The organism is Alcaligenes parafaecalis (assembly GCF_026344135.1).
Taxonomy (GTDB): Bacteria; Pseudomonadota; Gammaproteobacteria; order Burkholderiales; family Burkholderiaceae_B; genus Alcaligenes; species Alcaligenes parafaecalis.
In genome coordinates, this window is the sequence record NZ_JAPKNA010000001.1 from 75883 (window position 1) to 101526 (window position 25644).

General features: G+C 58.0%; 27 protein-coding genes. 7 read left to right on the forward strand and 20 right to left on the reverse strand.

The genetic code is table 11. The features are described 5' to 3' along the window. The first annotated feature begins 55 nt into the window (after positions 1 to 55). The 7 genes from flgK to OSH09_RS00385 all read left to right on the forward strand — a co-directional run bounded on the left by flgK (position 56) and on the right by OSH09_RS00385 (position 9404). Positions 56 to 1771: a flagellar hook-associated protein FlgK gene (gene flgK, locus OSH09_RS00355; protein ID WP_207873774.1), complete on the forward strand. Its 1716-nt coding sequence runs from the start codon at positions 56 to 58 to the stop codon at positions 1769 to 1771. 35 nt (positions 1772 to 1806) lie between these two features. Further along, complete coding sequence (flgL, locus tag OSH09_RS00360) at positions 1807 to 3024, forward strand: flagellar hook-associated protein FlgL (RefSeq protein WP_207873775.1); 1218 nt, start codon at positions 1807 to 1809, stop codon at positions 3022 to 3024. Between the two features lie 69 nt (positions 3025 to 3093). After that, positions 3094 to 4521, forward strand: coding sequence for a methyl-accepting chemotaxis protein (locus OSH09_RS00365; RefSeq protein ID WP_266119774.1), 1428 nt, complete (start codon positions 3094 to 3096; stop codon positions 4519 to 4521). Continuing rightward, the gene (locus OSH09_RS00370; protein ID WP_222668584.1) at positions 4521 to 4958 is read left to right on the forward strand and encodes a hypothetical protein; all 438 of its coding nucleotides are present in this window, start codon (positions 4521 to 4523) and stop codon (positions 4956 to 4958) included. The genes OSH09_RS00365 and OSH09_RS00370 overlap by 1 nt, the downstream gene beginning before the upstream one ends. Positions 4959 to 4979: 21 nt before the next feature. Continuing rightward, positions 4980 to 6686, forward strand: coding sequence for a methyl-accepting chemotaxis protein (locus tag OSH09_RS00375; protein WP_207873777.1), 1707 nt, complete (start codon positions 4980 to 4982; stop codon positions 6684 to 6686). Positions 6687 to 6807: 121 nt separating this feature from the next. Beyond that, entirely contained in the window at positions 6808 to 8718 is a 1911-nt protein-coding gene (locus OSH09_RS00380) for a DUF294 nucleotidyltransferase-like domain-containing protein (protein WP_266119775.1), read from the forward strand. Further along, positions 8715 to 9404: a 3'-5' exonuclease gene (locus tag OSH09_RS00385; protein WP_207873779.1), complete on the forward strand. Its 690-nt coding sequence runs from the start codon at positions 8715 to 8717 to the stop codon at positions 9402 to 9404. The genes OSH09_RS00380 and OSH09_RS00385 overlap by 4 nt, the downstream gene beginning before the upstream one ends. Here the strand turns inward: OSH09_RS00385 and fliR are convergent. The 20 genes from fliR to OSH09_RS00485 all read right to left on the reverse strand — a co-directional run bounded on the left by fliR (position 9401) and on the right by OSH09_RS00485 (position 25580). Then, positions 9401 to 10186, reverse strand: coding sequence for a flagellar biosynthetic protein FliR (fliR, locus tag OSH09_RS00390; RefSeq protein WP_266119776.1), 786 nt, complete (start codon positions 10184 to 10186; stop codon positions 9401 to 9403). The genes OSH09_RS00385 and fliR overlap by 4 nt on opposite strands. Before the next feature lie 95 nt (positions 10187 to 10281). Beyond that, on the reverse strand, positions 10282 to 10551 hold the full coding sequence (fliQ, locus tag OSH09_RS00395; protein WP_003804652.1) for a flagellar biosynthesis protein FliQ: 270 nt from the start codon (positions 10549 to 10551) through the stop codon (positions 10282 to 10284). A gap of 9 nt (positions 10552 to 10560) precedes the next feature. Further along, positions 10561 to 11328 (reverse strand): flagellar type III secretion system pore protein FliP, encoded by a 768-nt coding sequence (gene fliP, locus OSH09_RS00400; RefSeq protein WP_222668579.1) that lies wholly within the window; start codon positions 11326 to 11328, stop codon positions 10561 to 10563. 7 nt (positions 11329 to 11335) lie between these two features. Further along, positions 11336 to 11611: a flagellar biosynthetic protein FliO gene (fliO, locus tag OSH09_RS00405; RefSeq protein ID WP_222668578.1), complete on the reverse strand. Its 276-nt coding sequence runs from the start codon at positions 11609 to 11611 to the stop codon at positions 11336 to 11338. Between the two features lie 30 nt (positions 11612 to 11641). Then, a complete protein-coding gene (fliN, locus tag OSH09_RS00410; protein WP_153229565.1) occupies positions 11642 to 12145 on the reverse strand; it encodes a flagellar motor switch protein FliN in 504 nt (167 codons plus the stop codon). Beyond that, on the reverse strand, positions 12142 to 13149 hold the full coding sequence (gene fliM / locus OSH09_RS00415; protein WP_207873783.1) for a flagellar motor switch protein FliM: 1008 nt from the start codon (positions 13147 to 13149) through the stop codon (positions 12142 to 12144). The genes fliN and fliM overlap by 4 nt, the downstream gene beginning before the upstream one ends. Beyond that, positions 13150 to 13671, reverse strand: coding sequence for a flagellar basal body-associated FliL family protein (locus tag OSH09_RS00420; RefSeq protein WP_207873784.1), 522 nt, complete (start codon positions 13669 to 13671; stop codon positions 13150 to 13152). Positions 13672 to 13847: 176 nt separating this feature from the next. Beyond that, positions 13848 to 15203 (reverse strand): flagellar hook-length control protein FliK, encoded by a 1356-nt coding sequence (locus OSH09_RS00425; RefSeq protein ID WP_266119777.1) that lies wholly within the window; start codon positions 15201 to 15203, stop codon positions 13848 to 13850. Positions 15204 to 15215: 12 nt separating this feature from the next. Further along, positions 15216 to 15665 carry a flagellar export protein FliJ gene (gene fliJ / locus OSH09_RS00430; RefSeq protein ID WP_207873786.1) on the reverse strand — a complete coding sequence of 150 codons (450 nt, stop codon included), beginning with the start codon at positions 15663 to 15665 and terminating at the stop codon, positions 15216 to 15218. Between the two features lie 2 nt (positions 15666 to 15667). Then, positions 15668 to 17110, reverse strand: a complete 1443-nt coding sequence (fliI, locus tag OSH09_RS00435) for a flagellar protein export ATPase FliI (RefSeq protein WP_376912132.1) — start codon at positions 17108 to 17110, stop codon at positions 15668 to 15670. Further along, on the reverse strand, positions 17111 to 17851 hold the full coding sequence (fliH, locus tag OSH09_RS00440) for a flagellar assembly protein FliH (RefSeq protein ID WP_266119778.1): 741 nt from the start codon (positions 17849 to 17851) through the stop codon (positions 17111 to 17113). A 91-nt stretch (positions 17852 to 17942) separates the two neighbouring features. Continuing rightward, entirely contained in the window at positions 17943 to 18953 is a 1011-nt protein-coding gene (fliG, locus tag OSH09_RS00445; RefSeq protein WP_266120522.1) for a flagellar motor switch protein FliG, read from the reverse strand. Then, positions 18940 to 20673, reverse strand: coding sequence for a flagellar basal-body MS-ring/collar protein FliF (fliF, locus tag OSH09_RS00450; RefSeq protein WP_266120523.1), 1734 nt, complete (start codon positions 20671 to 20673; stop codon positions 18940 to 18942). The genes fliG and fliF overlap by 14 nt, the downstream gene beginning before the upstream one ends. A gap of 104 nt (positions 20674 to 20777) precedes the next feature. Then, complete coding sequence (gene fliE / locus OSH09_RS00455) at positions 20778 to 21113, reverse strand: flagellar hook-basal body complex protein FliE (protein WP_207873788.1); 336 nt, start codon at positions 21111 to 21113, stop codon at positions 20778 to 20780. 142 nt (positions 21114 to 21255) lie between these two features. Next, positions 21256 to 21576, reverse strand: coding sequence for an EscU/YscU/HrcU family type III secretion system export apparatus switch protein (locus OSH09_RS00460; RefSeq protein ID WP_266119779.1), 321 nt, complete (start codon positions 21574 to 21576; stop codon positions 21256 to 21258). After that, positions 21566 to 22852, reverse strand: a complete 1287-nt coding sequence (locus tag OSH09_RS00465; RefSeq protein ID WP_266119780.1) for a flagellar hook-length control protein FliK — start codon at positions 22850 to 22852, stop codon at positions 21566 to 21568. Before OSH09_RS00465 ends, OSH09_RS00460 begins: the two co-directional genes overlap by 11 nt. Further along, the gene (locus OSH09_RS00470; RefSeq protein WP_021446816.1) at positions 22849 to 23184 is read right to left on the reverse strand and encodes a flagellar protein FliT; all 336 of its coding nucleotides are present in this window, start codon (positions 23182 to 23184) and stop codon (positions 22849 to 22851) included. Before OSH09_RS00470 ends, OSH09_RS00465 begins: the two co-directional genes overlap by 4 nt. Positions 23185 to 23262: 78 nt before the next feature. Beyond that, positions 23263 to 23694, reverse strand: a complete 432-nt coding sequence (gene fliS, locus OSH09_RS00475; RefSeq protein ID WP_207873791.1) for a flagellar export chaperone FliS — start codon at positions 23692 to 23694, stop codon at positions 23263 to 23265. A 6-nt stretch (positions 23695 to 23700) separates the two neighbouring features. Further along, the gene (gene fliD, locus OSH09_RS00480) at positions 23701 to 25089 is read right to left on the reverse strand and encodes a flagellar filament capping protein FliD (protein ID WP_266119781.1); all 1389 of its coding nucleotides are present in this window, start codon (positions 25087 to 25089) and stop codon (positions 23701 to 23703) included. Between the two features lie 89 nt (positions 25090 to 25178). Further along, positions 25179 to 25580: a flagellar protein FlaG gene (locus tag OSH09_RS00485; protein WP_266119782.1), complete on the reverse strand. Its 402-nt coding sequence runs from the start codon at positions 25578 to 25580 to the stop codon at positions 25179 to 25181. Positions 25581 to 25644 lie beyond the last annotated feature (64 nt).

Consider the following 25644-nt stretch of genomic DNA (forward strand, 5'->3'; position numbering starts at 1 on the left):
ATGTTCATTTTTCGCCTTGGACACTACGGGCCGGGCAGGACAGAAAGGATTTGATATGAATCTCGCCAACCTTGGTATTTCCGGCTTGTTTGCCGCTCAAAAGCGCATGCAGGTGACGGGCCACAATATTAATAATATCGATACCGCGGGTTATAACCGCCAATCGGTCCTGGTTGAGACGGCTGGCTCGGTAGGGAGCAGTGGCGGTTACTACGGCCGTGGTGTACAGGTGGTCACCGTACAGCGCTCCCACGACAACTTTCTGTATCAGCAACTGGTGCGCTCGCAAACGGCCGGTGCTGCCCTGGTCAGCTACGGCACGGAAATTGCCCAGTTGGACAATCTGTTCTCGGACCGCACCGTGGGCATCAGCCCCGCCTTGCAGAATTTCTTCAATGGTCTGGAAGCGGTGGCTTCGCAGCCTGCGGATTCCTCGGCACGCCAGGAGTTGCTGGGCCGTGCGGAAAGTCTGGCAACCCAGATTCGTGACGCCACGTCCTACATGAACCGCGTCAACGAAAACATCAATACCCAGATTGGCACCACCGTTACCCAGATCAACAGCTATCTGGAACGTATTGATAACGTTAATAAACAGATTGTGGCTGCCAAAGGCACCACACCGGGTCATGAGCCTAACGATTTGCTGGACCAGCGCGAACAACTGGTGGCCGAACTGGGCCAATTGGTTGACGTGCGTACCGTCGAGCAGGATGGCCGACTGAGCGTCACCACCGTAGGCGGCCAGATGCTGCTGGGTGGCGGAAATGTTTACCCCTTGCACGCGGTGCGTTCGGCAGAAAACCCCGAGCGTATGGTGGTTGGTTTTACCTCCGCCTTGAACGTGGACGGCAAGATGGTAGTGTCCGAGTTCCGCGAAGGAACGGTTAAAGGTGGCACCCTGGGTGGTTTGTTGCAGTTCCGCCAGGAAAGTCTGGAACCGGCCATCAACAGCCTGGGTCGTCTGGCTGTGGGCCTGGCCCACGCGGTGAACGATATTCACCGCCAAGGCGTGGACTTGAAAGGTGAGCCTGGTAAAGACCTGTTCAGCGTCAGCGGTCCCAAAGTTCTGGCCAATGGCAATAACCCGGTCAGCAGCGGTGTTCCCGGTGTGTCTTTTTACAAAGACCCGATTGATCCGGCTGACCCCAGCAAAGGCTACACCCAACCCGTCGACAAACTGACGGGGGATAACTACCGTATCGAACGTGTGGATGGCCGTTTCCAGTTGCGTAACTTGACCAGCAATGACGTCACTGCCTTGAACGGTCCGGACAAGAACGGCGGCATTACGCGTGTGGATGGCCTGGAAATTGATGTGTCCAGCCTGAAGACCAAATCCCAGGATGGTGATTCCTGGTTGCTTCAGCCGACCGTCAATGCAGGCAGCAGCTTGCAGGTGGAAATCAAGCGCCCTCAGGATCTGGCGGCGGCTGATAAAGATACCGGCACGGCTAACGGCGCAATTGCCCAGAAACTGGCGGACTTGCGTAATACCAAAGTGCTGGCCGATGGCTCTTTGAGCCTGAACGACTCTTTTGGCCAGATCGTGAACCGTATTGCCGTGCAAACGCAGCAAAACGGGACGGCTGCCAAAGCGCAACTGAAACTGATCGAGCAGAACTACGCTGCCCAGCAATCCCTGTCCGGTGTGAACAAGGACGAGGAATACATCATGCTCCAGCGTTTTCAGGAGCAATACCAGGCCGCTGCCCGCCTGATTGATGTCAGCTCGCAGATGTTTGACACCCTGTTGGGCCTTCGTAGTTAAGTACGGCTCTTTAGTCTTGAAATTGGAACCTTGCTATGCGTATTAGTTCTTCTCTTTTCTTTCAGACGGGCCTGAACTCGATCAACAAGCAGCAGTCCGATCTGATGCGTGTGTTTCAGCAGATGAGCACGCAACAACGGATGATCACGCCCTCGGATGACCCTTTGGCCTCCGCGCAGACCATTAACCTGGCGCAAGCTCAGGCCATGGACAAGCGTTACGGTGAAAACCGTGAAGTGGCCATGCGTTCTCTGGGTGAAGAAGAAAACTTGTTGAATGCCGTCAACTTGCAGTTGCAGGGCATTCAGACCCGTTTGGTAGAAGCCTCGACCGGCACCATGTCTGATGCTGATCGCAGCACCTTGGCCACGGTGATGGAAAGTGCCTTGGAGACCTTGTTCGGTTTTGCCAATACCAAGGATGGCTCGGGCCAGTATTTGTTCTCCGGTGCCAAAGGCTCTACCCAGGCTTTCGAGCGTACAGGTAATACCTTTTCCTACACCGGCGATACGAATGGCCGCGATATTCAGGTGGACCAGACCCGTCAGATGGATTCGGCGGATCATGGCCGTGACATTTTTGAGCGTGCCAATCCCGGTTCCACCGCCTACTTCACGCAGGCCAATGGTAATACGGGTTCGGCGGTCGTCAGCGCCCCTAACGGAAACTCTTCCCTGCCAGGTGCAGAAGCCAATTACACCATTCGCTTTACCTCGGAGACCGAGTACGACATCGAGGTTAACGGTGCGGTGGTCAGTCAGGGCGTGCTGGATGAAAACGAGCGTCAGCGCATCAGCTTGCCAGGTGGCGTCAGTGTTCAGATTGAAGGCAAGCCTGCCGTAGGCGACAGTTTCGAGGTCAGCTCGGTGGATAGCACCAGCTCGGGCGACATGAATATGTTCAACACCTTGCAAACGGTGGTCGAGGCGCTGCGCAAGCCCATTAGCGGAGATCCGGCTGCCCAGGCCGAGTTCCGCAACGTCATGAACTCGGCCATGCAACGTATTGGCGAGAACTTTGACAACGTGCAGACGGTGATTTCCTCGGTCGGTACGCGCATGAACGAGATTGATGCCTTGAGCGCCAACGGGACGGCACGAGCACTGAGTTACACCAATGAGCTTTCGCGACTGGAAGATCTGAATCCCTTTGATGCGTCCACCCAGTTGCAGTTGCGCAAGGCGGCTCTGGAAATGTCAGCCCTGGCGTTCCAGACCATTCAGAGCATGAGCTTGTTCAATATGAATCGCTAGGATTGAGCTCCTTTTTTTTGGGTGGTTTTTCCTTAATCGGCAGTCAAGCACCACGTGCAGGAATCTTCTATGCTTTTTAAGAATTTGAGTCTGAAGGTCGGCATGACCTTTTGTATTGCTGCTCTGATGGCATTGACCGTTGCCATGGCAGGTTGGGCGCTGTATTACTTTCACGGCTTGCTCGCGCTGGGCTCGGGTGACAAGGTCATGCGCACCTTGCAGGAGCAGCAGAGCACGTTCAATATCGTGTTGACGGTGGTGCTGGTTCTGGCGGTGTTGTTGGGTCTGGCTGCCATCAGCTATTTTTTCCGTCGTGTGGTGCGTCCCCTGGGCGACTTTGCCGCTTACTTTGATGCCATTGCCAAAGGCGACCTGACACAACGTATCCGCGTCTTGACGGCCAATGAGATCGGCGAGTTGTTCGAGTCTCTGGGCCGCATGCAGGAATCCCTGGTCAAGACCACCACCACGGTGCGTCTGGGCCTGGAAGAGATCCACGCCGGTGCTCAGGAAATTGCTCAGGGCAATACCAATATCAGCAGCCGCACCGAAGAGCAGGCCGCTTCCTTGCAGCAGACCGCTGCCAGCATGGAACAACTGGCGGGTACTGTGCGCCAGAACGCTGACAACGCCCAGCAAGCCAACCAGTTGGCCGCAACCGCCTCGGATGTGGCGCACCGTGGCGGCAGTGCCGTCAATGAAGTGGTGGCGACCATGCAAGGCATTTCGGCCAGTTCCAACAAGATTTCTGACATTGTGGGCGTGATCGACAGCATTGCGTTCCAGACCAATATTCTTGCACTGAATGCAGCGGTAGAAGCTGCCCGTGCGGGTGAGCAGGGCAAGGGCTTTGCCGTTGTGGCCGCTGAAGTGCGAGCCCTGGCGCAGCGTAGTGCGCAGGCTGCCCGTGAAATTACTGGCTTGATCGAAGACTCGGTACGCAAAGTTACGGAAGGCTCTTCGCAGGTGGAACGAGCCGGTGCCACCATGCAGGAAATTGTGGACTCCGTGCGCCGCGTGACCGACATCATGGGTGAGATTACCGCTGCCACCATTGAACAGTCCTCCGGGATTGATCAGGTGAACCGTGCCGTCTCTCAAATGGATGAAACCACGCAGTACAACGCCCGTTTGGTGGAACAGGCGGCTCTGGCATCCTCCGGCCTGAGCGAACAGGTCACCAAGGTTAATCAGGCTATTGGCTTTTTCCGCTCGCCCGGTACGGAAGTGATTGATGTCAGCGCCCGCCGTGTGGCGAACCGCCGCAGTGCCGCTGCCACATCGTCCGAGTCCGAACAGCGTCGCAGTCCTTCCTTGAAAGGCAGCGCATCGGCGGCCAAGCCAGGCAGTGCGACCAAAGGTTTGTCGGCGCCTGCCAAGGCCGCACCAGCAGCCAAAGCCCCGGCGGCTCAAGACGATAGTCAACGTCTGTTGCGCCCCGATTTGAGCGGCAAGCAAAACAGCGCGTCCTCGGACGATGATTGGGAGGAGTTTTAATGTCTTGCACCCGACTGAGTACCTGGGTCGGGCGGGGACGTAAGACGCTGATAGGCTTGTGCTTGTTAACCCTGGCAGCGTGTGCCACCCAGGGTTCCTCCTTCAAGGCCTCAGGTCTGAATGATCTGACTCTGGGCCAAAGTACTCGTGCTGATGCAGAACTGTCTTTGCAAGGCCGCCCGCATCAGGTCTACCGACAGCTCGATGGTAGTGAAATGGCCGTGTGGTTCCAGGGCACAACCCTGGCAACTGATGCGGTGTATTTCCGACAGGAACTGTGGCTTCAGTTCGATGCCCAGGGGCGTTTCCAGCAAGTGGTCAAACGCAGTCATATTCCTTCCATGTATCGCGAGCAGGCGCGTAGCGCCACCACCGGCTCGGTCACGATTGAGCACCCTGGCACGGACATGATCACCATCTTGCCGGTCAGCCACTAGAGTTTTCTTTGGATTTAGCCAATGCTGGGTATTGAAAGCAGTCTTCCCTCCGCGTCTCGCGCGTCTAAACGTCGTTCCTCCAAATCGTTCCGCCCCAGTCTGAAGTCCGCTTCGGGCATGAAAATCAGCACCTTGCTGATGATTTGCATGGGCTTGTTCCTGGTATTGATTGTGGCCGTGGGTGGCCTGGCTGCGTACTACCTGCAACAAAGCGGAGATGCGCTGCGTACGATCAATCGTCAGGCGGATCGTTCGGTGCAGGTTCTGCAACTGAACAACAATATGATGGAAGCCCGCGTCAGCCTGATGAGCGCCGCGCGTTTTTATCAGGAAGCCGGTATTGATAACGACCCGAATCTGGTGCAAAACGCCGATAACGCGGTGATTATGGCGACCCAGAAGCTGGATGAGGTACGCAAGGCTTTTGCCGATATCCGTGCCAATATGCCCACCGAGCCAGAATTGCGTCGTCTGGCCATGGGGCTGGTCGCTTCCTATCAGGCTTATCTGGATGATGGCGTTGAGCCTATGGTCCAGGCCCTGGAAACCCGCGACTACAGCACGTTCTACTTTGTCAGCGAAGGGTTTGGGGTACTGCGTGCCGCCACCTTCCAGTTCCGTATTGAAGAGCTGAGCAAGTTTTACAATGATCTGGCAGACCAGTTGCTGGCGCAGGCTGAGCTGCAAACCAGTGTTGCCAATACAGTGATTGCGTTGGCTTTGGTGCTGGGCCTGATTATTATCGTTGCGTTGCGTCTGGTCCTGGGCCGTACCGCCCTGACGCCATTACGCGAAGCAGGCGTGCATTTTGACCACATTGCCAATGGCGATCTGACCAAGAAGATTACGTATCGCTCGGCCAATGAAGTAGGCGTTCTGTACGATGCCATGCGTCGCATGCAGCAAAGCCTGCAAGGGATTGTGCTGACGGTGCGCCAAGGTGTGGACGAGATTGCTTCGGGCTCTTCGCAAATTTTTGCGGGCAATACGGATCTGAGTTCCCGTACCGAACAGCAGGCAGCGGCCTTGCAGGAAACCGCCGCCAGTCTGGAAGAGCTGGCCAGCACTGTGCGCCAGAACGCGGACAATGCGCATCAGGCCGACCAACTGGCTCATAACGCCGCCAAGGTGGCTCGTCAGGGTGGGGAATCAGTCGGCGCGGTGGTCAACACCATGAACCAGATTTCTGCCCGTTCGGGACAAGTGGCCGACATCGTCAATGTGATTGACGGCATTGCCTTCCAGACCAATATTCTGGCCTTGAATGCGGCGGTAGAAGCGGCGCGTGCCGGTGAACAGGGCAAGGGTTTTGCCGTGGTGGCCGGTGAAGTGCGCAGCTTGGCACAACGCAGCGCGCAAGCGGCCAAGGAAATCAAAGGTCTGATCGAAGCCTCGCAAAACGAAGTGCAGACCGGTACGCAACAAGTTGCCAGTGCGGGCGATATCATTCAGGAAGTGGTGCGCGCCGTGAATAGCGTAACCACCTTGATGAGCGAAATTTCCTCCGCCTCCCAGGAGCAAACCGCCGGTATCGAGCAAATTAATACGGCCGTGGCGCAAATGGATGCTGTGGTGCAGCAAAATGCATCCTTGGTGGAAGAAGCGGCCGCAGCGGCAGGCTCCTTGCAATCGCAGTCCGAGACCCTGGCGGAAGCTGTTTCCCAGTTCAAAGTTCAGGATGGCGATGTGATCGATATGGCGGAGCGCGACTACGAGCGTTTGCGTTAAGCTTTTTGGGGTCAAAAAAAGGCCCATGCCTATAGTTGAAATCCCCTAGAAAAAGGGGCTCGGCCTGGGTCATGCTGCATGGCACAATAATTCTATTGCCTAATAGCCAGCAGAGACGCTCATGTCCTTCGCGATTCCCGGTGAATCCGTGGCCAAGACGGCGGTGCGCCAGAAGGCGCCCGGCATCTTGGCCTGGTTGATTGCTTACCCGCCTTTTGATCAGATGCAGAGGCAGCACTGCGATTACCTGATCGAACATAGCGAACTTCGGTTTTTCTCAGCCGAACAGGTGCTGTTTGAAGAGGGGGCGCGGGTCGATCAGCTCTACATTGTTCGTCAGGGACAAGTCTGCGCTCAGGAGCAAGGCGAAAACCATGAATACGTGGAAGGCGACTTGCTGCCCGTGCGTGAACTGGTCTCTGGCCAGCCGCTGGGCAGTGCCTATACCGTTCAGGAAGATTGCTTTGCCCTGTGCGTGGCAGGCGAGGCCGTTGCGCATCTACTGACTATTAGTGAACCTTTTCGGGACTACTGCCTGCGCGGCACCAGCAGCTTGCTGGCCTCGGTCTGGCGCAGTGCCCAACAAAGCGCCAGTGCCGATTTGGGCGCCAGCTATACGCTGGACATGAGCCTGCAGGCGCTGACAGAGCGTGGCTTGCTGAGCTGCTTGCCGGACTGCCCGGTCGAGCAGGCTGTCAAGGATATGCACGAACGCCAGGTCAGCAGCATGGTGGTGGTGAATCCCGATACGCATCTGCTGGGTATCTTTACCTTGCGCGACTTGCGCCGTCTGGTGGCCGGGGGGCAGTACGACCCTACCCAGGCCATGTCGCAAGTGATGACACCGGACCCGGTCTGGTTAAGCCCGCAAGCTTCTGCCTTTGACGCTGCCTTGCTGATGGTGGAGCACCAGATCGGCCATATCTGTCTGGTTCAGGACCATAAGGTCGTGGGCATGGTGTCCGAGCGCGATGTGTTTTCCCTGCAGCGTGTGGACCTGGTGCATTTGTCGCGTGCTCTACGCTGTGCGCAGGACGTGTCGGTGCTGGTGCGTTTGCAATCGGATATTGGGCGGCTGGTGGATGCCATGCTGGCACACGGAGCCCGTTCGGAACAACTGACGGCGGTGATTACCCGCCTGAACGATCACACCGTACAACGCACGATTGAACTGACCTTGCCCGGCTCAGGTTTGGACGGTATCGAATTTTGCTGGTTGGCCTTTGGTAGCCAGGCCAGGGGTGAGCAGACGCGCCATACCGATCAGGACAATGGCATTTTGTTTTTGGCCAATTCCCCAGAGCAAACCAAGGCCTACCGTGCCTTGCTCCTGCCCTTTGCACTCCGTGTGAACGAGGCTCTGGATCGCTGCGGCATGGCTTGGTGTACGGGCAATATCATGGCCAGCAATCCAGAGTTATGCCTGTCCGAAGCGGAATGGCTGCATCGCTTCCAGATCATGATTGAACGGCCTGCGCCCGAGCAGTTGCTGGAATCCACAATTTACTTTGATTGCCGCGCCATCTGGGGCCAGAGCAGCCTGCTGCAACGCATGCAGCGTCGGGTTCTGGGAATGGTCAACGACAATCACGTCTTTCAGCGCATGCTGGCTCAAAGTACCTGTCAGACCCGTATTCCCAGCGGTAAGAAGCGCAGTCGCCTGGAAGCCCTGATGGGGCAGGGCGACGACAAGATTGATATCAAGAAACATGCTTTGGCACCGATGGTGGATGTCTTGCGTGTACTGGCTCTGGCACATGGCTGTGAGCTGCCTTCCTCCCTGGATCGGCTGGCCGTCCTGACCCAACGGGGCGTCTTTACTGCCGAAGAGTCCGAGGGCCTGTGTGAGGCCTATCGTTATTTGCAGTTGCTGCGCTTGCAGCACCATCAAACCCAGTTGCAACAAGGGCAAGAACCCAACAATCTGGTGCGCGTGAGTAGTTTGGGGGCATTGGATGCACGTGTGCTGCGTGAGGCCTTGTCCCAAGTGCGTCGTGCCCAACGTATTCTGGCTTTCCGGTATCGCTTATGAAATTGCTTTCATGGCTTCCCTGGCGTCGAGCCTCTTTTGCCGCCCGCAGTCTGTCCTTGTCCTGGAGCGGGGTGGATGAGCTTTCCTTGGACGAAGCGGCCTTTACCGTACTGGATCTGGAAACCAGTGGGCTGGAGCCCAAGCGACATCATATTGTCCAAATGGGGGCTGTCCGTCTGGAGAATGGCTCGATTGCCTTGGGCAATGTCTGGTCTGGGCTGGTCCATACCCAGGGTGAGCGCAGCCCGGAAAGTCTGCTGATTCACGAAATCAGCCCGCAGCAACAAGCCGAGGGAGAACCTTTGCCGCAATTGATGCGGGCATTTGCACGCTATTCGGAAAACTCGGTGTGGGTTGCCTGGGATGCAGACTTTGATCTGGCTTTTCTGGATCGGGCCTGGCCGCAAGCGGGCCTGCAACAGGCACGTCCCCTGGCTCTGGATTTGGCCGAGCTGGCTGCCTGTGTCTTGCCAGAATGGCGGGGCCGCCGTCTGGGCCTGGATGATTGTTTGAAGTATTGTGGCCTGCCTGTCAGCGATCGTCATGACGCCTTGGGCGATGCCCTGGTCAGTGCGCAGTTAATGCAGTTGTTGATCGGGCGTGCCAAGCAAAAAGGGGTGCTGACCATTGGGCAGGCCCGGCGTTTGATGCAGTCGCACAAACAGCGACAAGCCAACGCCTTTTAAGAGCCTGCCAGCCCCAGAGCGACCCGCATCATGGCTTCGTAGCCAGAGTTGAAAAGCTGGGTCAGGAAGGGCGTGGTTTGGGGAATCACGACCGTCAGCAAGGTCAGGCCGATGGTTAGCGTAATCGGGAAACCCACAGCAAAAATCGTCAATTGCTGGGCAGTGCGGTTCAAGATCCCGAAGGCCAGGTTAATGGTCAGCAGCACAATAATCAGCGGCAGGGCCAGCAACATGCCCGAGACCCATAATTCACTGCTCCAGTCCAGCAAGGCTCCCCACCCATTCACGTGTAAATCTGCTCCGATGGGCAGCACATGAAAGGTGCGGACCAGTACGCCCAGGAGCAGCAAGTGGCCGTTCAGGGCCAGAAAGGTCAGTACCGCAATGACGTTTAGCAGGCGCGACAGCACAGCGGTATTCGCACCCGTCGCCGGGTCAAAAAAGGACGCAAAAGACAGGCCCATTTGCAGGCCGATGAATTCACCTGCGGTTTGTACCGCGGCAAATACGATACGCATGGTCAGGCCCAGCGCCACCCCGATCAGCACTTGTTGCATGGCAATCAGCAAGGCTTCGTACGAGGCGGTAGGCAGGTCGGGCAAGGGGGGCAGCGAGGGTGCCACAATCAGGGTCAGGACAAAACCAAGACCGACTTTGGCACGTTTGGGGATGGCTGATTCGCTGAAAAAAGGAACGGTCGCCAGCGTGGCCAGAATGCGGATGAAGGGCCACAAAAAAGCGTTTAGCCAGGCATAGAGCTGGGTAGAGTTCAGGTCTAGCACGGCAAGCTTAGAGCCTGTACAGACGGCAAGGCGTGGTGCCTTGTTCGCCAGGTATTTTCATACTCATGTGGGGCTCCTGGTTGTCGTAACGGGCCTTAGTTCACCAGCCCAGGAATTCCACGCAAGAGGCCCTGCATATAGTCGACCATATTGTTGATCAACCAGGGACCTAGCAGCACAACGGTAATCCCCATGGCCAGCAGCTTGGGGATGAAGGACAGGGTCATCTCATTGATCTGGGTGGCCGCCTGAAAAATACTGATGCCCAGACCCACCACCAGCACCACAATCAACATGGGACCGGCCATGGACAGGGCCAGCTTCAGGGCGGTGTAAGTCATGGACATGACGGTTTCGGGAGTCATGGCGGTCCTTTATTGGTAGAAGCTGCGTGCCAGTGAACCGAGCAGCAGATGCCAGCCATCGGCCAGCACAAACAGCATGAGCTTGAAGGGCAGCGAGATGGTCACCGGCGGGACCATCATCATCCCCAGAGACATCAGGACGCTGGCAATCACCAGGTCGATAATCAGAAAGGGGATAAAGATCGTGAAGCCAATCTGGAAGGCGGTTTTCAGTTCGCTGGTGACAAAGGCCGGGACCAGAACACGCAGGGGAACATCTTCCGGGGTTTCCAGTTCGGCCACGCCCGCCATATCGCCAAACAATTTCAAATCTGCTTCACGCGTCTGGTGCAGCATGAAGGTCTTCAGGGGCTGGGCACCTTGCTCCAGCGCGGCCTCAAAACTGATCTTGTTTTCCGACAAGGGCTTGTAGGCGTCCTGATACACCTGATCAAATACGGGCGACATGACAAAGAAGGTCAGAAACAGGGCCAGGCCTACCAGCACGGTATTCGGTGGTGCGGTTCCCGTGCCCATCGCATTGCGCAGCAGCCCCAGCACGATAATGACGCGGGTAAAGCCGGTCATCATCAGCAAGGCAGCAGGCAAGAAGGACATCATGGTCAGCATGGCCAGCGTCTGGATGCTGAGCGACCACGTTTGCGAGCCATTGGGGCCCGCGGTGCTGGTGATGGCCGGAACGGCCTGAGACCAGGCTTCGGCTGGCAAGAGCAGGCTGATCAGGGCCAGAAGCAGCAAGAGGCCAGTGCGCAGGGCAGGAGTGAAGGTTGCAGTCATGATGCGTTCAGCGCGGCGCGCGGTGCTGGTCCAGATGAGCCTGGAAGTCTGGCTCGGGCTCTGCAGGTGTCCTGGTATGCAGCAGGCTGATTTGCTGAGGGGTAATGCCAATCAGAATTTCGCGATCATCAATCTGGATCAAGGCCACGCTGCTGCGTGGCCCCAGGCGTTGATTGTCCAGAATCTTGATGCGTTGCTGGTTTTTGCTTTTCAGCAGCCCGCCTCGGCGGGCGACCCAGGCTGCTGCCAGAATCAAGCCTACGACCAGCAGCAGGCTAAGCATGATTCTGACGAGCTGGGCTTGTTCCATAGATTAGCGGCGGCCGTTCAGACGCTGGATGCGATCCGATGGCGTCACGATGTCGGTCACGCGGATACCGTATTTATCGTCTACAACAACCACTTCGCCTTGGGCAATCAGGTAGCCGTTCACGTAAATATCCAGTGGTTCACCAGCCAGGCCGTCCAGTTCCACGACTGAGCCCTGGCCCAGTTGCAGAATGTTCTTGATGGTCAGGCGGGTACGGCCCAGTTCTACCGACAGTTGGACGGGGATGTCCATAATCATGTCGATATCCGTGGTGGCGTTGGCCTGGGCGTGCTCCATGGGAGGGAACAGATTGCTGGCCGGGCTGGGTTCGTGCACAGGTGTCGCTGCGCTTTGCTCGGCCAGAGCCGAGGCCCAGTCATCCTCCAGGGGCTGTTCCAGTCCTTGGGCTTGGGTGCTGCTTTGGCTGCCGGCCTGTTGCTCAGCCATCGCGGCTGCCCAGTCGTCCTCGGGTGCAGACCGGTCGTTAGGGTTGTGAGGGTCGCTCATAGGGACTTACCTTTAGTCAAATCGCTGTCGTTGGTGGCCAAGATGTTTTCTACCCGCAGGGAGTAGCGGCCACCGGAGGTGCCGTAGTGGCATTCCAGAACCGGCACACCATCCACGTGGGCTTCGATAAGGGTGGGGATTTCAATCGGCAAGACATCATTGGCCTTGAGCTGGGTCAGCTCGGCAATAGTCATGTCGATATTGACGAAATTGGCAATCAGTTCGACCTCGGCGCTGCGCACTTGTCGTGACAGTTGCTGCGTCCAGCGCTGGTCAATGGCGTTGGTGCCTTTGTCCTGCAAGGGGCGGGTCAGCAGATCGCGCAGCGGCTCGATCATGGAGTAGGGCAGGCAAATATTCAGATTGCCGCCCTGAGCACCAAATTCAATATTGAAGGACGTGACCACCACAATGTCGTTGCTGCTGCTGATGCTGGCAAACTTGGTGTGCATCTCCGAGCGCATGTACTCCGCTTCCAGCGGGTAAATGGACTCCCAGGCACCGCAGTAGCTCTCCAGGGTCAGCGTCAGCAGACGCTGGATGATGCGTTGTTCGGTGGTGGTGAAATCGCGGCCTTCAACACGGGTGTTGTAGCGGCCATGACCACCAAACAGGCTGTCGATGATCAGAAACACCAGGTTCGGGTCGAAGGTAAACAGCGACACGCCACGCAAGGGCTTCAAGGCAACCATGTTCAGGTTGCTGGGCACCGGCAGGTTGCGCTCGAAATCCGAGTATTTCTGAATGCGGATGGAGCCGACGGTAATGTCCGCGTTGCGACGCATGAAGCTGAGCATGGTCGAGCGCAAGCGACGGGCAAAGCGCTCGTTGATCAGCTCCAGGGTCTGCATGCGGTGACGCACCACCCGGTCTGGCGAGGTCAGGTCATAGGCCCGTACACCCGACAGGTTCTCGTTCAAGGGCTTGGTGTCAGCGCCTTCGCCGGTAACACCGGCCAGCAGTGCATCGACTTCGTCTTGGGATAGGAAGCTCTGATACGACATTTATTGGATGACAAAGGCGGTGAACAGGACATCATTGATGTACGGTACAGCGGGGTTAGGCGCGTAGGGCTCTTTCAGGCCAGCGCTAAGCTGTGCAACCAAGGCTTGACGCCCTTCGGAAGTCTGGATGTAGGTGGGGCGCTGTTCAGCCAGGATCTTGAGTACACGATCCCGCACCATCGGCATGTATTCCAGCAACATGGCACGCGAGCCATCATCCTGAACGCGCAAGGTGATGCCTACGTACAAAATTCGCGAGCGACCGTTCTCGTTCAGGGTGACGGTAAAGGGATCGAGCGGCGCAAAAATGGGCTTGGCGCTGACCTTGACCACGGGAGGCTCGTCAGGGGCTTGAGCTGCTTCTACAGACTGGCCTTTTTCGGCCCAGGCCAACCAGGCAGGCGGGCTGCTTTGTTGCAAGGAGTAGTACAGCGTTGCGCCCACGCTAGCGGCGATAATAAACAGAACCAGCAGACCGGTTTTCATCAGGCGTGCAAGTTTGGTGGGTGCTTTTCGGGCCATGTGATGTGAGCGATGTATTTTCTAGCGTATGACAAACAGACAAACGCATGTCTGGCCTGAGCCTGACTGCATGCCTGAGCTATTGTGCCGGAGGTCAGAGAGGACAGGCCCGGCGAATAGACGCTGCTTTTCGAGCTTAATCATGCTTTTTGCCGGGCTGTCTGTGGGACTGTGAATCAGGCGAAGGTATCAACAAGCGCGTTGGGGGCCAGCGAGCGGGTCACGCTGCTGTTCACCAGGGGGCTGTTGTCCTCGGCAGCGGCCAGACCGTTCAGGCTGAAGGCGGGTTGATCACCCTGATTGCCTTTGGCGGCCAGTTGATCGTGGAAGGCCTGATGCGACGCGTTCTGGTCGCCCACATCGGCCTGCCCCAGGGTCAAGCCGTTTTCAGCAAACTGCTGTTGCAGTTGCTGCAAGGATTGTTCCAATGCCTGGCGAACCTGAGCATGCGGCGAGGTAATCATGGCGTGGGCCATGCCATCCTGCATCTGCAAGGTAATGCGCAAGGGGCCTAACTCGGGTGGGTCCAGACGGATATCGGCACTTTGAATACCCCCTTGGGCTTGTTGGGCCAGGGTAATCATCTGGCGACCCATGGCGGCTCCCCAGTCTGGCGATTGCACGGGGGTGGCAACGGTCAGCGTCATCGGGCCGACGGGCAGGAGGGCTGGACTGGGCAGCGGAGCCGGGGCACCTGGGCTTGCAGTGAGCTGGGCCATCAAAGAGGCATCCAGAGCAGGCAGACTCAAGTTCACGCCAGCGCGGGCATCTTCAGCCATCTGTCGGCCAAAAGCGGCCAGCGACGCGGCGGCTTCATCAGCCAGACGGGGCTGGGAGCTGCTCGCCTGAGTGGCAGCGGCTTGGGCCATCACATTATTCATGGCCTGCGTTGCATTTGCGATGGGCTTGCGGCTTGGCGTCGAGACCAGTGGGTTACTGGCATCAACAATGGTTTTGGGCAGGGCCAGTTCAGCTTTCAGATCAATATCCGTGTCAGCTTCAACAGCCTTCAAGGGCCCAGTCTGTGGCTGGAGACGGGCGCTGACCAATTCCGAGCTCAAGGTCTGCGCTGCGGCGCCCTTGGTAAGTGGAAGCTTGCTATCGTCGCGGATGGCTTTAGGATCGGTCTTGCTGTTTTTGATGGCTTGCACTTGCGACAGAATCGACAAGGCCATGGCGGGCAAGCCGCTCTCTGCCTGGGCATCCAGGGTTTCGTCCAGATCGGTTTCAGCAGCGATCAACAGGGCAGGGTGTTGAGGCAAGGCGTCCAGACCAGCCTGTTCAGCCAGCTCGGCCACGGACTCTGCCTGCTTGGGGCTGTCTGTGGGGGCCTGAGCTTTGCTGCTGTCTGGCTTGGCCGTCGCTGTCTTGCTGGCCCCTTTGTTCTGCACCTGTTGCTGTTGCGTCTGCAAGTGCTGGGCAAAGCCTTCGTCTTTGGACGCTGGCGCAGCCGCAGGCCCGGCTGTCTGAGTGACAGGGGCCGAAGGGGCGGCGGGGGCCGCTGGTAAAACCGAAAGAATGGGCGAAGTCATGGCGGCGCTTGTTTAATAGGCGGTCTGGCTACGGGTAAAGAGACGCGCAGCAATTTCATCGCTGCTGCGTTGTTCCCTTCTTTGCTGTTGGACTTGTTGGGTTTGGAGACGGCGGTCTATCAAGGTTTCGTAAGCCTTCAGACGTTGCTGATGGCCATACCAGACCTGGCGTCCCTGTTCCATTTGCTCTTCCAGCGATTGGATAACCGTATTTTGCTGGGAAATGGCCTGGTCCAATGTCACGATAAAGCGGCGGAAATTGTGGTAGTTCGCCATGGTTACCCCGGTTTGGCCTACATCCAGCAGGCGCTGGGCGTAGTCCTGGCGATAGGTCTGCAGCATTTCCAACTGCGACTGGGCCGCATCACGTTGGGTGCGCAGCTCTTGCAGCTCACGGGCCGCGTCGTCTACCTGATTCTGGCTAAGGTCGACCAGCGTATGTAAAGAGGCGTTGGCTTTCATGGCTATTGCTCGCTATTAAGAACGGCGTTCAATTCATCGAAGGCGCGTGGCACGTCCACACGTTGCTGCATGCCTTGTCGCAGATAGGCTTCCAGCCAGGGGTAGCGATCAATGGCCAGGTCAATGGCGGGATCATTGCCACGGGTATAAGCCCCCACGGCAATCAGGTCGCGGTTGCGTTGATAGCTGGAGAGCAGGCCCTTGAAGCGGTGCACCAGCTTGATTTGCTCGGGGTCCACGATGCTGGGCATGACCCGCGAGATGGAGGCCTCGATATCAATGGCGGGGTAGTGGCCGGTTTCCGCCAGACTGCGGGACAGCACAATGTGGCCGTCCAGAATGGCGCGGGCCGAGTCGGCAATCGGGTCTTGCTGGTCGTCACCTTCAGTCAGCACGGTGTAAAAGGCCGTGATGGAGCCGCAACGCCCTTGTGCATTGGGCTCGCCATTGCCTGCGCGTTCTACCAGCGCGGGCAGCTTGGCAAAGACGGAAGGCGGATAGCCTTTGGTGGCAGGCGGTTCGCCAATGGCCAGGGCAATTTCGCGCTGAGCCATGGCATAGCGGGTCAGCGAATCCATGATCAACAGTACATTCTGGCCTTCGTCACGGAAGAACTCGGCCAGACGCGTGGCGTAGACTGCGCCTTGCAAGCGCAGCAGGGGCGAGACGTCGGCTGGAGCAGCGACCACTACCGAGCGCTTCAGGCCTTCTTCGCCCAGATTGTGCTCAATAAATTCTTTGACTTCCCGGCCCCGCTCGCCGATCAGACCCACAACAATAATGTCGGCCTGGGTGTAGCGGGCCATCATGCCAAGCAGCACACTCTTACCCACCCCGGAACCGGCAAACAAGCCCATGCGCTGGCCGCGACCCACTGTCAGCAGGCCGTTGATAGCGCGTACGCCTACGTCCAGCACCGTATTGATGGGGCTGCGTTTAAGCGGGTTGGGGGTGGTGTGGCTAAGCGAGACGCAGGAGTGGGCGTCGATAGGGCCCAGCCCGTCTAAAGGGTTGCCACTACCATCTACCACACGGCCCAACAGACCGGGGCCAACAGGAACATGGCGGGAACGGGCCTGGGCGGGCAGGCTGTCGGGCTGATCCGAATCCGGCAGGGGAACCGGAGGCTGCAATTGCGCCTCGACGGGAACTACGCGTGCGCCAGGGGGCAGGCCGGAAATTTCACTCAAGGGCATCAGGTACAGGGATTTGCCTTCAAAGCCCACGACTTCGGCTTCAGCCCAGATGTTTTGTGCGGCGGATAATTCGACTTTGCAGGCGGCCCCTACCGCCAGTTTCAAACCGGTTGCTTCCAACACCAGACCGGTGGCACGCACCACGCGGCCACTACGCAAAGTGGGCTCAATGGCCTGCACCCGTTGTTGCGCGGATAGCATTTGGGCGCGCCAGCGTTCGGGGGAGGAGGCCAGAAGGGGCGTCGCCATTTATGGCTCCGAGGGGACCGGCAAGCCCAGACTGGCCAGTGCACGTTTCCAGCGGGTTGCAAAGGTGGCATCAATATCGCCATAGCTGGAGCGCACGCGACATTCGCCGCGCTGTAGCTGGGCGTCTTCTTGCAAACGCCAGGCGCGGGGTTCGCCTTGCTCGATCAGAAACTCACGCACCAGGCTGATGTCATCGGGATGCAAGGTCAGCTCCAGGGCGCTGCTATCGCCCGGATCGCTGCGCAGTACCTCGGCCACCAGATCGCGAATGCGGCCGGGCTCCGTTTTGATGGTGCTTTGCAATACATGCTCGGCAACGCGGGTGGCAAGCTGAATCAGGGACTGGCCCATTTCCTGGTCCATCATTTCGATGGACTGGGCGCAGTTCTGGTTCAGTGCCACAAATTCTTTGATGTATTGGTCGATCTGTTCTTGCGCCTTGGCCATGCCAGCAGCCATTCCGGCTTCATAGCCTTGGGCATGTCCGCTTTCCTGGCCTGCGGCCAGACCCGAGGCGTGGCCCTGGTTGAAACCAGCCTGATAGCCCTGGCTGTGGCCTTCTTCCTGGGCCTGGGTACGCTGATTGTCCAGCTCGCGTTGCAGCTCTTCGTCCGTAGGAGGAACGAATTCAGGCTCATCTGGCTCGCTAGGGACGACGGGATCATCCAGCCCCTGCATCTGCCAGCGGCTCCAGCTTTCCTGAAGCTCCGAGTAAGCCGAGGCTTTACGGTGGCCAGACATTTACAAGCTCCCGTGTGGGCAAGTGTTACCCGGCACTGGGCACCGTGTGCAAACGGCCTGGATGGGCAAGTGCTGTCCCCCAAAGGCCGTCTTAGACATACTCGTCCCCGCTCAAACCGCCCAGCGTAATCTGGCCGGCTTCGGCCAGACGACGTGCCACTTGCACAATGGCTTTCTGTTCCTGCTCCACCTTGGACATGCGGATGGGGCCTTGGGCGTCGATATCCTCGCGCAGCATTTCGGCGGCACGGTTGGACATATTGCGGAAGAACTTGTCGCGCAATTCTTCGGGCGCGCCTTTCAGGGCAATCGTCAGTGCAGAGGTCTCGATTTCCTTGAGCAGCAACTGAATCGCCAGGTCTTCCACATCGGCCAGGTTCTCGAATACAAACATCTCGTCCACGATGCGCTGGGTCAGGTCGGCGTCCATGCCGCGCAGGTTGGTCAGCACAGACTCTTCCAGGCTGGCGTTCATGTAGTTCAGCATTTCCGCTGCCGTACGTGGGCCACCCATCTTGCTGCGTTTGGCGCCCTGGCCCGATAGCATGCCGTTCAGTACTTCGGTCAGCTCGTTCAGGGCCGTGGGTTGCACACCACCAAACGTAGCAATACGCAGGACCACATCATCGCGCAAACGATCCGGAATGAATCCCAGAATGTCGGCAGCGCGGTCACGCTCCAGATGCACCAGAATGGTGGCAATAATTTGCGGGTGTTCGTCGGCAATCAGCTCGGCCACGCTGGAAGCATCCAGCCAGTTCAGAGCATCAATACCACTGCTGGAGCCTTCGCTGTTTTCCAGCAAGTCTTCGATCAGACCAGCGGCGCGGTCCGAGCCCAGGGCCTTGTTCAGTACGGAGCGGATGTAAGCATTGGAGTCCAGCGCCACGGCCATGAACTGGTCGGCTTCCTGACGAAAACTCTCCAGAGCCTCGTCCATATCCGCGCGGGTCAGTTGTTTCAAGGCGGCCATCGCGGTACTGAGCTGCTGCACTTCGCGTGGCGAGAGGTGTCGAAACACCTCGGCGGCGGCATCTTCCCCCAAGGACATCATCAAAATCGCACTGCGTTCGATGGAATCGTCCGGTTTAGCCGTTTTCATTTTTTTCATCTTTGTTCAACCAGGAGCGCAGCACCATAGCCACTGCGCGTGGGTCATCGTGAGCCATCGAGCGGGCCGTGTTCAGATTATCTTCGTAGCGGCTCATTTCGGCGGCGCGCTGTTCAGCAGCATGCTCACGTGCCGTTTCTTCTTTCTGGCGCTCGACGCGGGCATCGGCCACCGCCTTGGCCTGAATCAGGCCCTGGATGATGGGGTTGATGACGATGCGCCATGCCATGAACAGAATGAATGCAAAGACTAGATACTTGACCAGTTCCATGGCGAGCTCGCGGTACTCCGGATTTTTCCAGAAGGGGGTATCAATATCGCCTTGCTCGTTGAACTGACCGTTCACCACGCTCAGGCTATCGCCTCGTTCAGCCGAATAACCGACGGCTTGCTTGACCAGATCGCTGATCTTGTCCAGCTCTTCCTGGTCCAGCGGCTGATTGTCCTTGTCGGTATTGCGGTAGTTCACCACCACGGCCACGGACAAGCGGTTTAGCTGTCCCATCGGGCCTTTCACATGGCTGATGGTGCGGTCCACTTCGTAGTTAACGGTGGAGTCATTACGCGCATTGCCGGTGTTTTGCAGCAAACGGGCTTGCTCGGCCAGAGAAACCAGCGAAGGGTCATTGCTGGCTGCCGCTGTGGCGGCGTCGGCGGCTTGTGTCGCAGTATTCGTAGCTGGGTCACCGGCGGGAGTGGCAGGTGCCTGGGGCGGATTGGGTGCGGCAGGCGGATTGACCAGATTAGCCGTGGCATTGGCCGGGGCCTGATTACTCAAAGCGCCGGGGACGCCCTGGGGTTGCTGCGGGTTGCGCTGCAGGGACGAACTGCTTTGCTGGCTCCGCACCGCGGCCTGACCGGGCTGCTGGTTAGGTTTGTAGACTTCCGAGGTCTGTTCGCGGCGCGAAAAATCCACTTCGGCGGTCACTTGTGCCCGTACATTGCCGGGACCTACCAAGGGGTTCAGCAGGGTCAGAATGCGTTGTACGGCACGGTATTCAATGTCGTTTACAAAATTGCGTTGCTGATTGTCAGCACCCATCTCGCCAGTGGGTGCGGTTAGCAAACGGCCATTCTGGTCAATGATGGACACCTTGTCCGCATGCAGATTGGGCACGCTGGACGAGATCAGCCAGCTAATGGCCGAGACCTGGCCTTCGCTTAAGTCGCGGCCTGGATACAAGGACAGCACGACTGAAGCGGTAGGGGATTGGCGATCACGCACAAACAAAGTTTCACGCGGCATGGCCAGGTGAACACGGGCTTCCTTGACGGAGTGGACCGCCTTGATGGAGTTGGCCAGTTCGCCTTCCAGCGCGCGTTGGTACGTAACTTGCTCGGTAAATTGGCTGGCACCAAAGCGGCTTTGATCCAGCAGCTCGAAACCGGCATTGCCGCTGCGCGGCAGGCCTTGTGAAGCCATTTGCATGCGCACATCGTGCACCCGATCCTGGGGAACCAGAATGGCGGTGCCGTTGCTGTTGAATTGGTAGGGCACGTTCATCTGGCCCAGGGCCGAGACAATCGCGCCGCCATCGCGGTCGTCCAGATTGGAGAACAGAACCTGGTACGTAGGGCCACGGCTCCACAGCAAGAGGGCGACAATCAGAGCAATCAGTGCGGCGCCCAGCCCGATCAACGCTACCTTGGGCAAGGCGCGTAGCGTGTCGTAGCCAGGAAGTTTATTCAGCAACTGTGCTGTCTGACTCATGGGCGAGGCAGAGGCAGGGTTCTGCATGGAATCAGGGGAGTTCAAATCAGGACGTGCTCAGGCAGCATTAAGGAAAGGGCGGTGGGCATGAATGGATCAGGCGCTTATACCGGCATACTGGCAATTTCTTGGTAGGCGGCCACTAAGCGGTTGCGTACCTGGACGGTGGCCTGAAAGCCAACGCTGGCTTTTTGCAGGTCAATCATCACGTCATTCAAGGCGATCCCGGGCTCGCCCATTTCAAAGGCCTGGGCCTGGGCATTGGCGGCATTTTGTGCCTGGGAAACACGGTTCAGGGAGCGAGCCAGCTCGGCAGCAAAGCCACCGGGAGCGGCGCTGCTGGCCGATGAGGACACAGAGCTGGATGCCCCGGCTGCCTGCGCAACTGCACGCATCTGGGCCAAAAGGTTTTCAATGCTTGAAAGATTGGAAATCGACATGTTCGCTTGCCAGAAAGTCAGGGTGGGCCACACGCACAGGTGCGGGCAGCTTGCCGTGCTTAATGTAACGTTTAGAACGCGAGGCTAAGCAGGGTATCTAAGCCCAAAAACAGGGGCTTTTCAGCCCTTATGAATAGGAGGCTCAGGGTTTTGATGCGTTGTGCAAAGCCTGCAAGGCTTGTGTAGCCTGGGGATGGCCTTGTTCCAGTGCGTAGAGCCAGGCCAGTAATTCCGCCACGGCTTGATAAAGCTGAGGGGGAATATGGCGGTCCAGATCCACCTGCATCAACAGGCCCACCAGCTCGGGGGACTCGTGTACGTACAGGCCGTGTTCGCGGGCGGTCTCGACAATTTTTTCAGCCAGCGTGCCATAGCCTTTGGCCACAACACGGGGGGCTCCATCCTTGGGGTCGTAGCGCAAAGCCAGAGCCTGTGGGCGATGGGTGGGGGAATCAAGACTCATCGGACGGGTCCTGCGGCAGGGTCGGGTCGGCTTCAATCTGCAATTGGCTCAGGATCAGGCCCTGGTCTTGCAGGCGCTCACGCAGGGGCAGGCTGTTCTCGTCCAGATACGGTGCGGACTGATCGGCCTGAATGTGTACCAGCAATTGCTGATTCAAGAGGTTGAGCCGCAGTGTGATCGGACCCAGGGTGGGCAGATCCAGTTGCAGCGTGCTGGACCAGTGCTCGATTTCTTCTTCCGATTGAGCTTCGTGGCGCTGCACGCTCCAGCTCATGTCGGCGTCGGGCCAGGCCTGACCTTGCCATTGCAGGTTCTGGTGGGCCAGGGTGTCCAGTTGCTGACGTACCAGCATGCTGTTGGCCGGGTCCTGGGTACTGGCCTGGGTTTGAGTGTTATGGCTTGCGTTCGTTGTTGTTTCAGCGACGGGGCGGTTCAGGTTTTGCGGCTCTTGCTGCAATTCGCCGACGCTGCGTTGCCCAAAGTGCAGATCACTAAGATGGGACTCGTAAAACAGCCCGCTGTGTTGCAAGGCCTGAGGCAGTGCCTGGGTGAAGTGCTGGGCCAACGCCGCGGTGCTGCCTGTGGGCAGCGCGCTCTGCGCCGTCGCACCGGTTGCGGGTGCTCCTGCGCCAGGCATTCCTGTGGGTGCACCCGTGCCAGTGTTACTGCCTGCTGCCGCCGAACTGGCAGAACCTGCGCTTGTTCCAGTCGGTGTTGTGCTGCCGGGCAAGGGCAGGCGTTGCTGGGCCAGGTTTGCAATGGTGCTGGCGGCATTTTGTGCCGTGCCGCTACGTCCACCCGCCTGCGTATCACCGCCGGGGCGTGTCGATTCATTGCCGTCCGCTTGCAGGTTGGGACGGCCGGGTAATAAAGCCTGTCGACCCTGTACAGCCGGAGCGCGATCAGGGAAGCGTTCCAGCAGGGCCAGAATCAGTTGGGCGGTGCGCCCTAGTGTGGTGGGTGCCGAGCTGGTGGTGGCCGTATTGGGACCACGGGTATTCAGGGCAGGGTCGGTTGATGTTTGACCGCTTTGTGTACGCAGATTTCGGCTATCGCGGCCCTGGGTATGGGCGCGGGCTTGATCGACGCTTTGGCGTTGATCTCGAGCCGTCTGGTTTTCAGCGCGCTCAGGGCGCTGACTGCCCGGTGTCTGGCTGATCGCGTCCGGGCGGGCACCCGTGGCAATATTGCTTTGCTGTCCTGTGCTGATACCCAGAACGGCATCAAGCCGCTGAATAAGCAGCGTCCCCAGCGGAGAGGGGCCGCCTATGCTCATGGATGAACGCTAGGGCTGTAATACGCTTGCAATACGGTTTGCTGGCGTTTCATATTGCCCAGCAGTGCGCCCAGACGGCCCAGTTCGGGGGTGGCCAGATGACGGATCTGGGCATCATCTTCCAGAATTTGGGTCAGCAACTGACGGCGTGCCTGTTTTTCAGTCACCGACAGGTCTTCCATATTCTTGAGCTTTTCCACCGCGAGTTGATAGTGTTCGGATTGTTCAAACACATCCTCCCAGCGTGCCGTTTGGGCAAGCTCCAGCATGTGACGGGTAATGCTGGCGATAATTTGATATTGATCGACGATCGGGTTAGAGGTATCGCTCATGTTCGTACCAGGCGCTAAAGGCGCAAAGGAGGTTGGAGGTGCAGGTCAGGAACAGAACCTGTCCCGCGAGCCCCGGAGTCAAGCTGGCTGCTTGGCACGTTGTGTATCAACATTGCTGCGCCAGGCATCGGCAATATCGGTCAACAAACGCTCGGCCAGCGTCAGTTTTTCCGCGTCATTGCGAAGGTTGGCCAGCATCAGGTTGTGCAGGATCAAGTCGTAGGTTGCGACCAGATTACGAGCCAGCTCTCCGCCCTTTTCGGTATCGACCGCCATTTTCAGGCCGCTATCGACAATATCAATAGCTTTCGATAAGGACTGCCCCCGCCCGGCAATATTGCCTTGTTCCATGTGCAAACGGGCTTGCAGCATGGCTGTGCGCGCACCGTTAAACAGCAGGGTAATCAGGTGTTCCGGGCTGGCGCTCAGGACTTCGGTTTCCAGACCTACTTGGGCGTAGGCACGGGCCGATTGCTGACCAAAGCGACGGGAAGGGGCAGGATAGCTCATAGGGGTTTATTTACTGTTGTTCATATTGCCCAGCATGGACAGTTGCTGGCTCAGGTAATCACTGGTGCCTTTCATGCGGTTGATCATCACGTCCAACTGCACGAACTGTTTGCGGTAGGCTTCCATCTTGTTTTCGATGCGCTGGTCGGCGGCATCATACTGATCTTGCAGTTTTTTGCCGACTTTTTCAGCGCCTTCCTGGGCGTTATCAATACGGCCGCCTTTCTTGATGAACTCATCGGCTGCGGCTTGTACACGGCCCGCTACACCTTGCTCGCCCACGAACATGTTCTTGACGTCCGCCATATTGGTCTTCAGGACTTCGTTCAGCTTTTTTTCGTCCAGTTGCAGATCGCCGGTTTTCGGGTCCACGTTAATCCCCAGACCCACCAGAGAGCGGATTTCGCCTTCGCTGGGAACGTGGCCCAGGGTAGCGTCCCGCATGGCGTTCTGGGCTTCGCGGGCCATGGAGTCGCCGGTCAGGGCAGAGCCCTGCTTCAGGTCGACGTTGTAGGCCGTCAGGGCGCGAATCGACTTGTTGAACTTGTTGTAAGCCTCGACATAGTCTTTCACCGCTTTGGCGGCCACGCTATCGTCTTTGGCCACTTCCACATTGATGGGGTCGTCACCTGCTTTGTTCAGCGTGATTTCCAGGCCTTCAATGGTGTTTTTCAGCGTATTGCTCTGGCTGGTGATCTCAATACCATTGACCGTCAGCTTGGCGTTGAGGGCTTTGGTTTCTGTAAAGCCGTTGGCACCAGGGTTAGTGGAGTCGAAATTGAGCACGTCAGCCAGCGCGTCATTGCCGCTTACACTAATGGAGCTGATCGAGGCGGCTTCGCCTGTCGCGCCTGCGGACAGTTGCAGGCGGTAGGGTTCGTTTGGATCGCCGGTATTGATAATGGTGGCTTTCATGCCCACGTCGGGGTCGGCATTAATGGCGTTCATCACCCCTTGCAAGGACGTGTCCTGTCCTTTCATGTCGACCGAGTGTTCTTTGCCATTGGCCAGGCGAACGGTGATTTTTCCGCCTTCGCCGATGGCCTTGTCCCGCGACTCGTGGGCGGCGGCCGTCAGCGTCTGACGGGTGGCCAGATTATCAACCTTGATCACGTACTGACCGGCTGAAGCTTTGGAGTCGCCGGTCACTTTGATATTTTCGCTATTGGCCGTCACTTTGACTGCGCCGAACGAATCTTCCGAGTTCAGCGCCTTGGAGGCCGACTGCAGCTCAGCCAGACTGCTCTTGAGTTGACCGTAGGCCGAGATCTTGTTGGTATTGGCAACCTGGCGGTTCTGGATAACGGCAAGGCTCTTCTTTTCCGTCTTGCGCAGATCTTCCAGCAACTCGTCCAGCTTCAGGCCCGAGCCTACGCCAATCGAAGAAATAGCCATATCAAATACTCCTTTAGTGTCCTATTTTGTCGCGAATGTGTCGCGCGCAAAGCCCATGTCAATGGGAGGTTTCGAGGCCAGTTTGGTTTTTAAACCTTCACACTGACGGCGTTGCCCTGCAACCGAACGATCATTTTGGCAATCTGGATGACGGCGTCCGAAGGGACGGTGCGCAGCACCTCGCCGGTCGAGTTGTCCACAATGGAGACCACCAGACGTTGGGCTTCGTCGTCCATATTGAAGCGAATCCCCGTAGACCAGGCCTGCAGGGAATTGTTGATCTGGTCCAGGGTGTCATCCAGCGTGTTGACCATGCCGGGCACGGCTTCACGCTTGTCGGGCCAGCGTTGCTGTAGCTGGGTATCGGTACTGCTTTCCTTGATCGGGGTCACCGTGGTGGCCGCCGACGGGGTAGGGGTGCCGGGGTTTTGCTCCACAGGGGAAGCCAGGGGCACCAAGGCCGTCGTTTGAGATGAAACTGAGTTGATCATGACATCACTCCAGAAGGGGCTTGGTGGCAGGCCTGCACAATGGCTCGGGGCTCGGCACCTGTAA

Coding starts and splice junctions, on each gene's coding strand:
- flgK (WP_207873774.1), top strand. CDS start 56: ATGAATCTCGCCAACCTTGGTATTTCCGGCTTGTTTGCCGCTCAAAAG.
- flgL (WP_207873775.1), top strand. CDS start 1,807: ATGCGTATTAGTTCTTCTCTTTTCTTTCAGACGGGCCTGAACTCGATC.
- OSH09_RS00365 (WP_266119774.1), top strand. CDS start 3,094: ATGCTTTTTAAGAATTTGAGTCTGAAGGTCGGCATGACCTTTTGTATT.
- OSH09_RS00370 (WP_222668584.1), top strand. CDS start 4,521: ATGTCTTGCACCCGACTGAGTACCTGGGTCGGGCGGGGACGTAAGACG.
- OSH09_RS00375 (WP_207873777.1), top strand. CDS start 4,980: ATGCTGGGTATTGAAAGCAGTCTTCCCTCCGCGTCTCGCGCGTCTAAA.
- OSH09_RS00380 (WP_266119775.1), top strand. CDS start 6,808: ATGTCCTTCGCGATTCCCGGTGAATCCGTGGCCAAGACGGCGGTGCGC.
- OSH09_RS00385 (WP_207873779.1), top strand. CDS start 8,715: ATGAAATTGCTTTCATGGCTTCCCTGGCGTCGAGCCTCTTTTGCCGCC.
- fliQ (WP_003804652.1), bottom strand. CDS start 10,551: ATGACTCCCGAAACCGTCATGTCCATGACTTACACCGCCCTGAAGCTG.
- fliP (WP_222668579.1), bottom strand. CDS start 11,328: ATGACTGCAACCTTCACTCCTGCCCTGCGCACTGGCCTCTTGCTGCTT.
- fliO (WP_222668578.1), bottom strand. CDS start 11,611: ATGCTTAGCCTGCTGCTGGTCGTAGGCTTGATTCTGGCAGCAGCCTGG.
- fliN (WP_153229565.1), bottom strand. CDS start 12,145: ATGAGCGACCCTCACAACCCTAACGACCGGTCTGCACCCGAGGACGAC.
- fliM (WP_207873783.1), bottom strand. CDS start 13,149: ATGTCGTATCAGAGCTTCCTATCCCAAGACGAAGTCGATGCACTGCTG.
- OSH09_RS00420 (WP_207873784.1), bottom strand. CDS start 13,671: ATGGCCCGAAAAGCACCCACCAAACTTGCACGCCTGATGAAAACCGGT.
- OSH09_RS00425 (WP_266119777.1), bottom strand. CDS start 15,203: ATGACTTCGCCCATTCTTTCGGTTTTACCAGCGGCCCCCGCCGCCCCT.
- fliJ (WP_207873786.1), bottom strand. CDS start 15,665: ATGAAAGCCAACGCCTCTTTACATACGCTGGTCGACCTTAGCCAGAAT.
- fliI (WP_376912132.1), bottom strand. CDS start 17,110: ATGGCGACGCCCCTTCTGGCCTCCTCCCCCGAACGCTGGCGCGCCCAA.
- fliH (WP_266119778.1), bottom strand. CDS start 17,851: ATGTCTGGCCACCGTAAAGCCTCGGCTTACTCGGAGCTTCAGGAAAGC.
- fliG (WP_266120522.1), bottom strand. CDS start 18,953: ATGAAAACGGCTAAACCGGACGATTCCATCGAACGCAGTGCGATTTTG.
- fliF (WP_266120523.1), bottom strand. CDS start 20,673: ATGAGTCAGACAGCACAGTTGCTGAATAAACTTCCTGGCTACGACACG.
- fliE (WP_207873788.1), bottom strand. CDS start 21,113: ATGTCGATTTCCAATCTTTCAAGCATTGAAAACCTTTTGGCCCAGATG.
- OSH09_RS00460 (WP_266119779.1), bottom strand. CDS start 21,576: ATGAGTCTTGATTCCCCCACCCATCGCCCACAGGCTCTGGCTTTGCGC.
- OSH09_RS00465 (WP_266119780.1), bottom strand. CDS start 22,852: ATGAGCATAGGCGGCCCCTCTCCGCTGGGGACGCTGCTTATTCAGCGG.
- OSH09_RS00470 (WP_021446816.1), bottom strand. CDS start 23,184: ATGAGCGATACCTCTAACCCGATCGTCGATCAATATCAAATTATCGCC.
- fliS (WP_207873791.1), bottom strand. CDS start 23,694: ATGAGCTATCCTGCCCCTTCCCGTCGCTTTGGTCAGCAATCGGCCCGT.
- fliD (WP_266119781.1), bottom strand. CDS start 25,089: ATGGCTATTTCTTCGATTGGCGTAGGCTCGGGCCTGAAGCTGGACGAG.
- OSH09_RS00485 (WP_266119782.1), bottom strand. CDS start 25,580: ATGATCAACTCAGTTTCATCTCAAACGACGGCCTTGGTGCCCCTGGCT.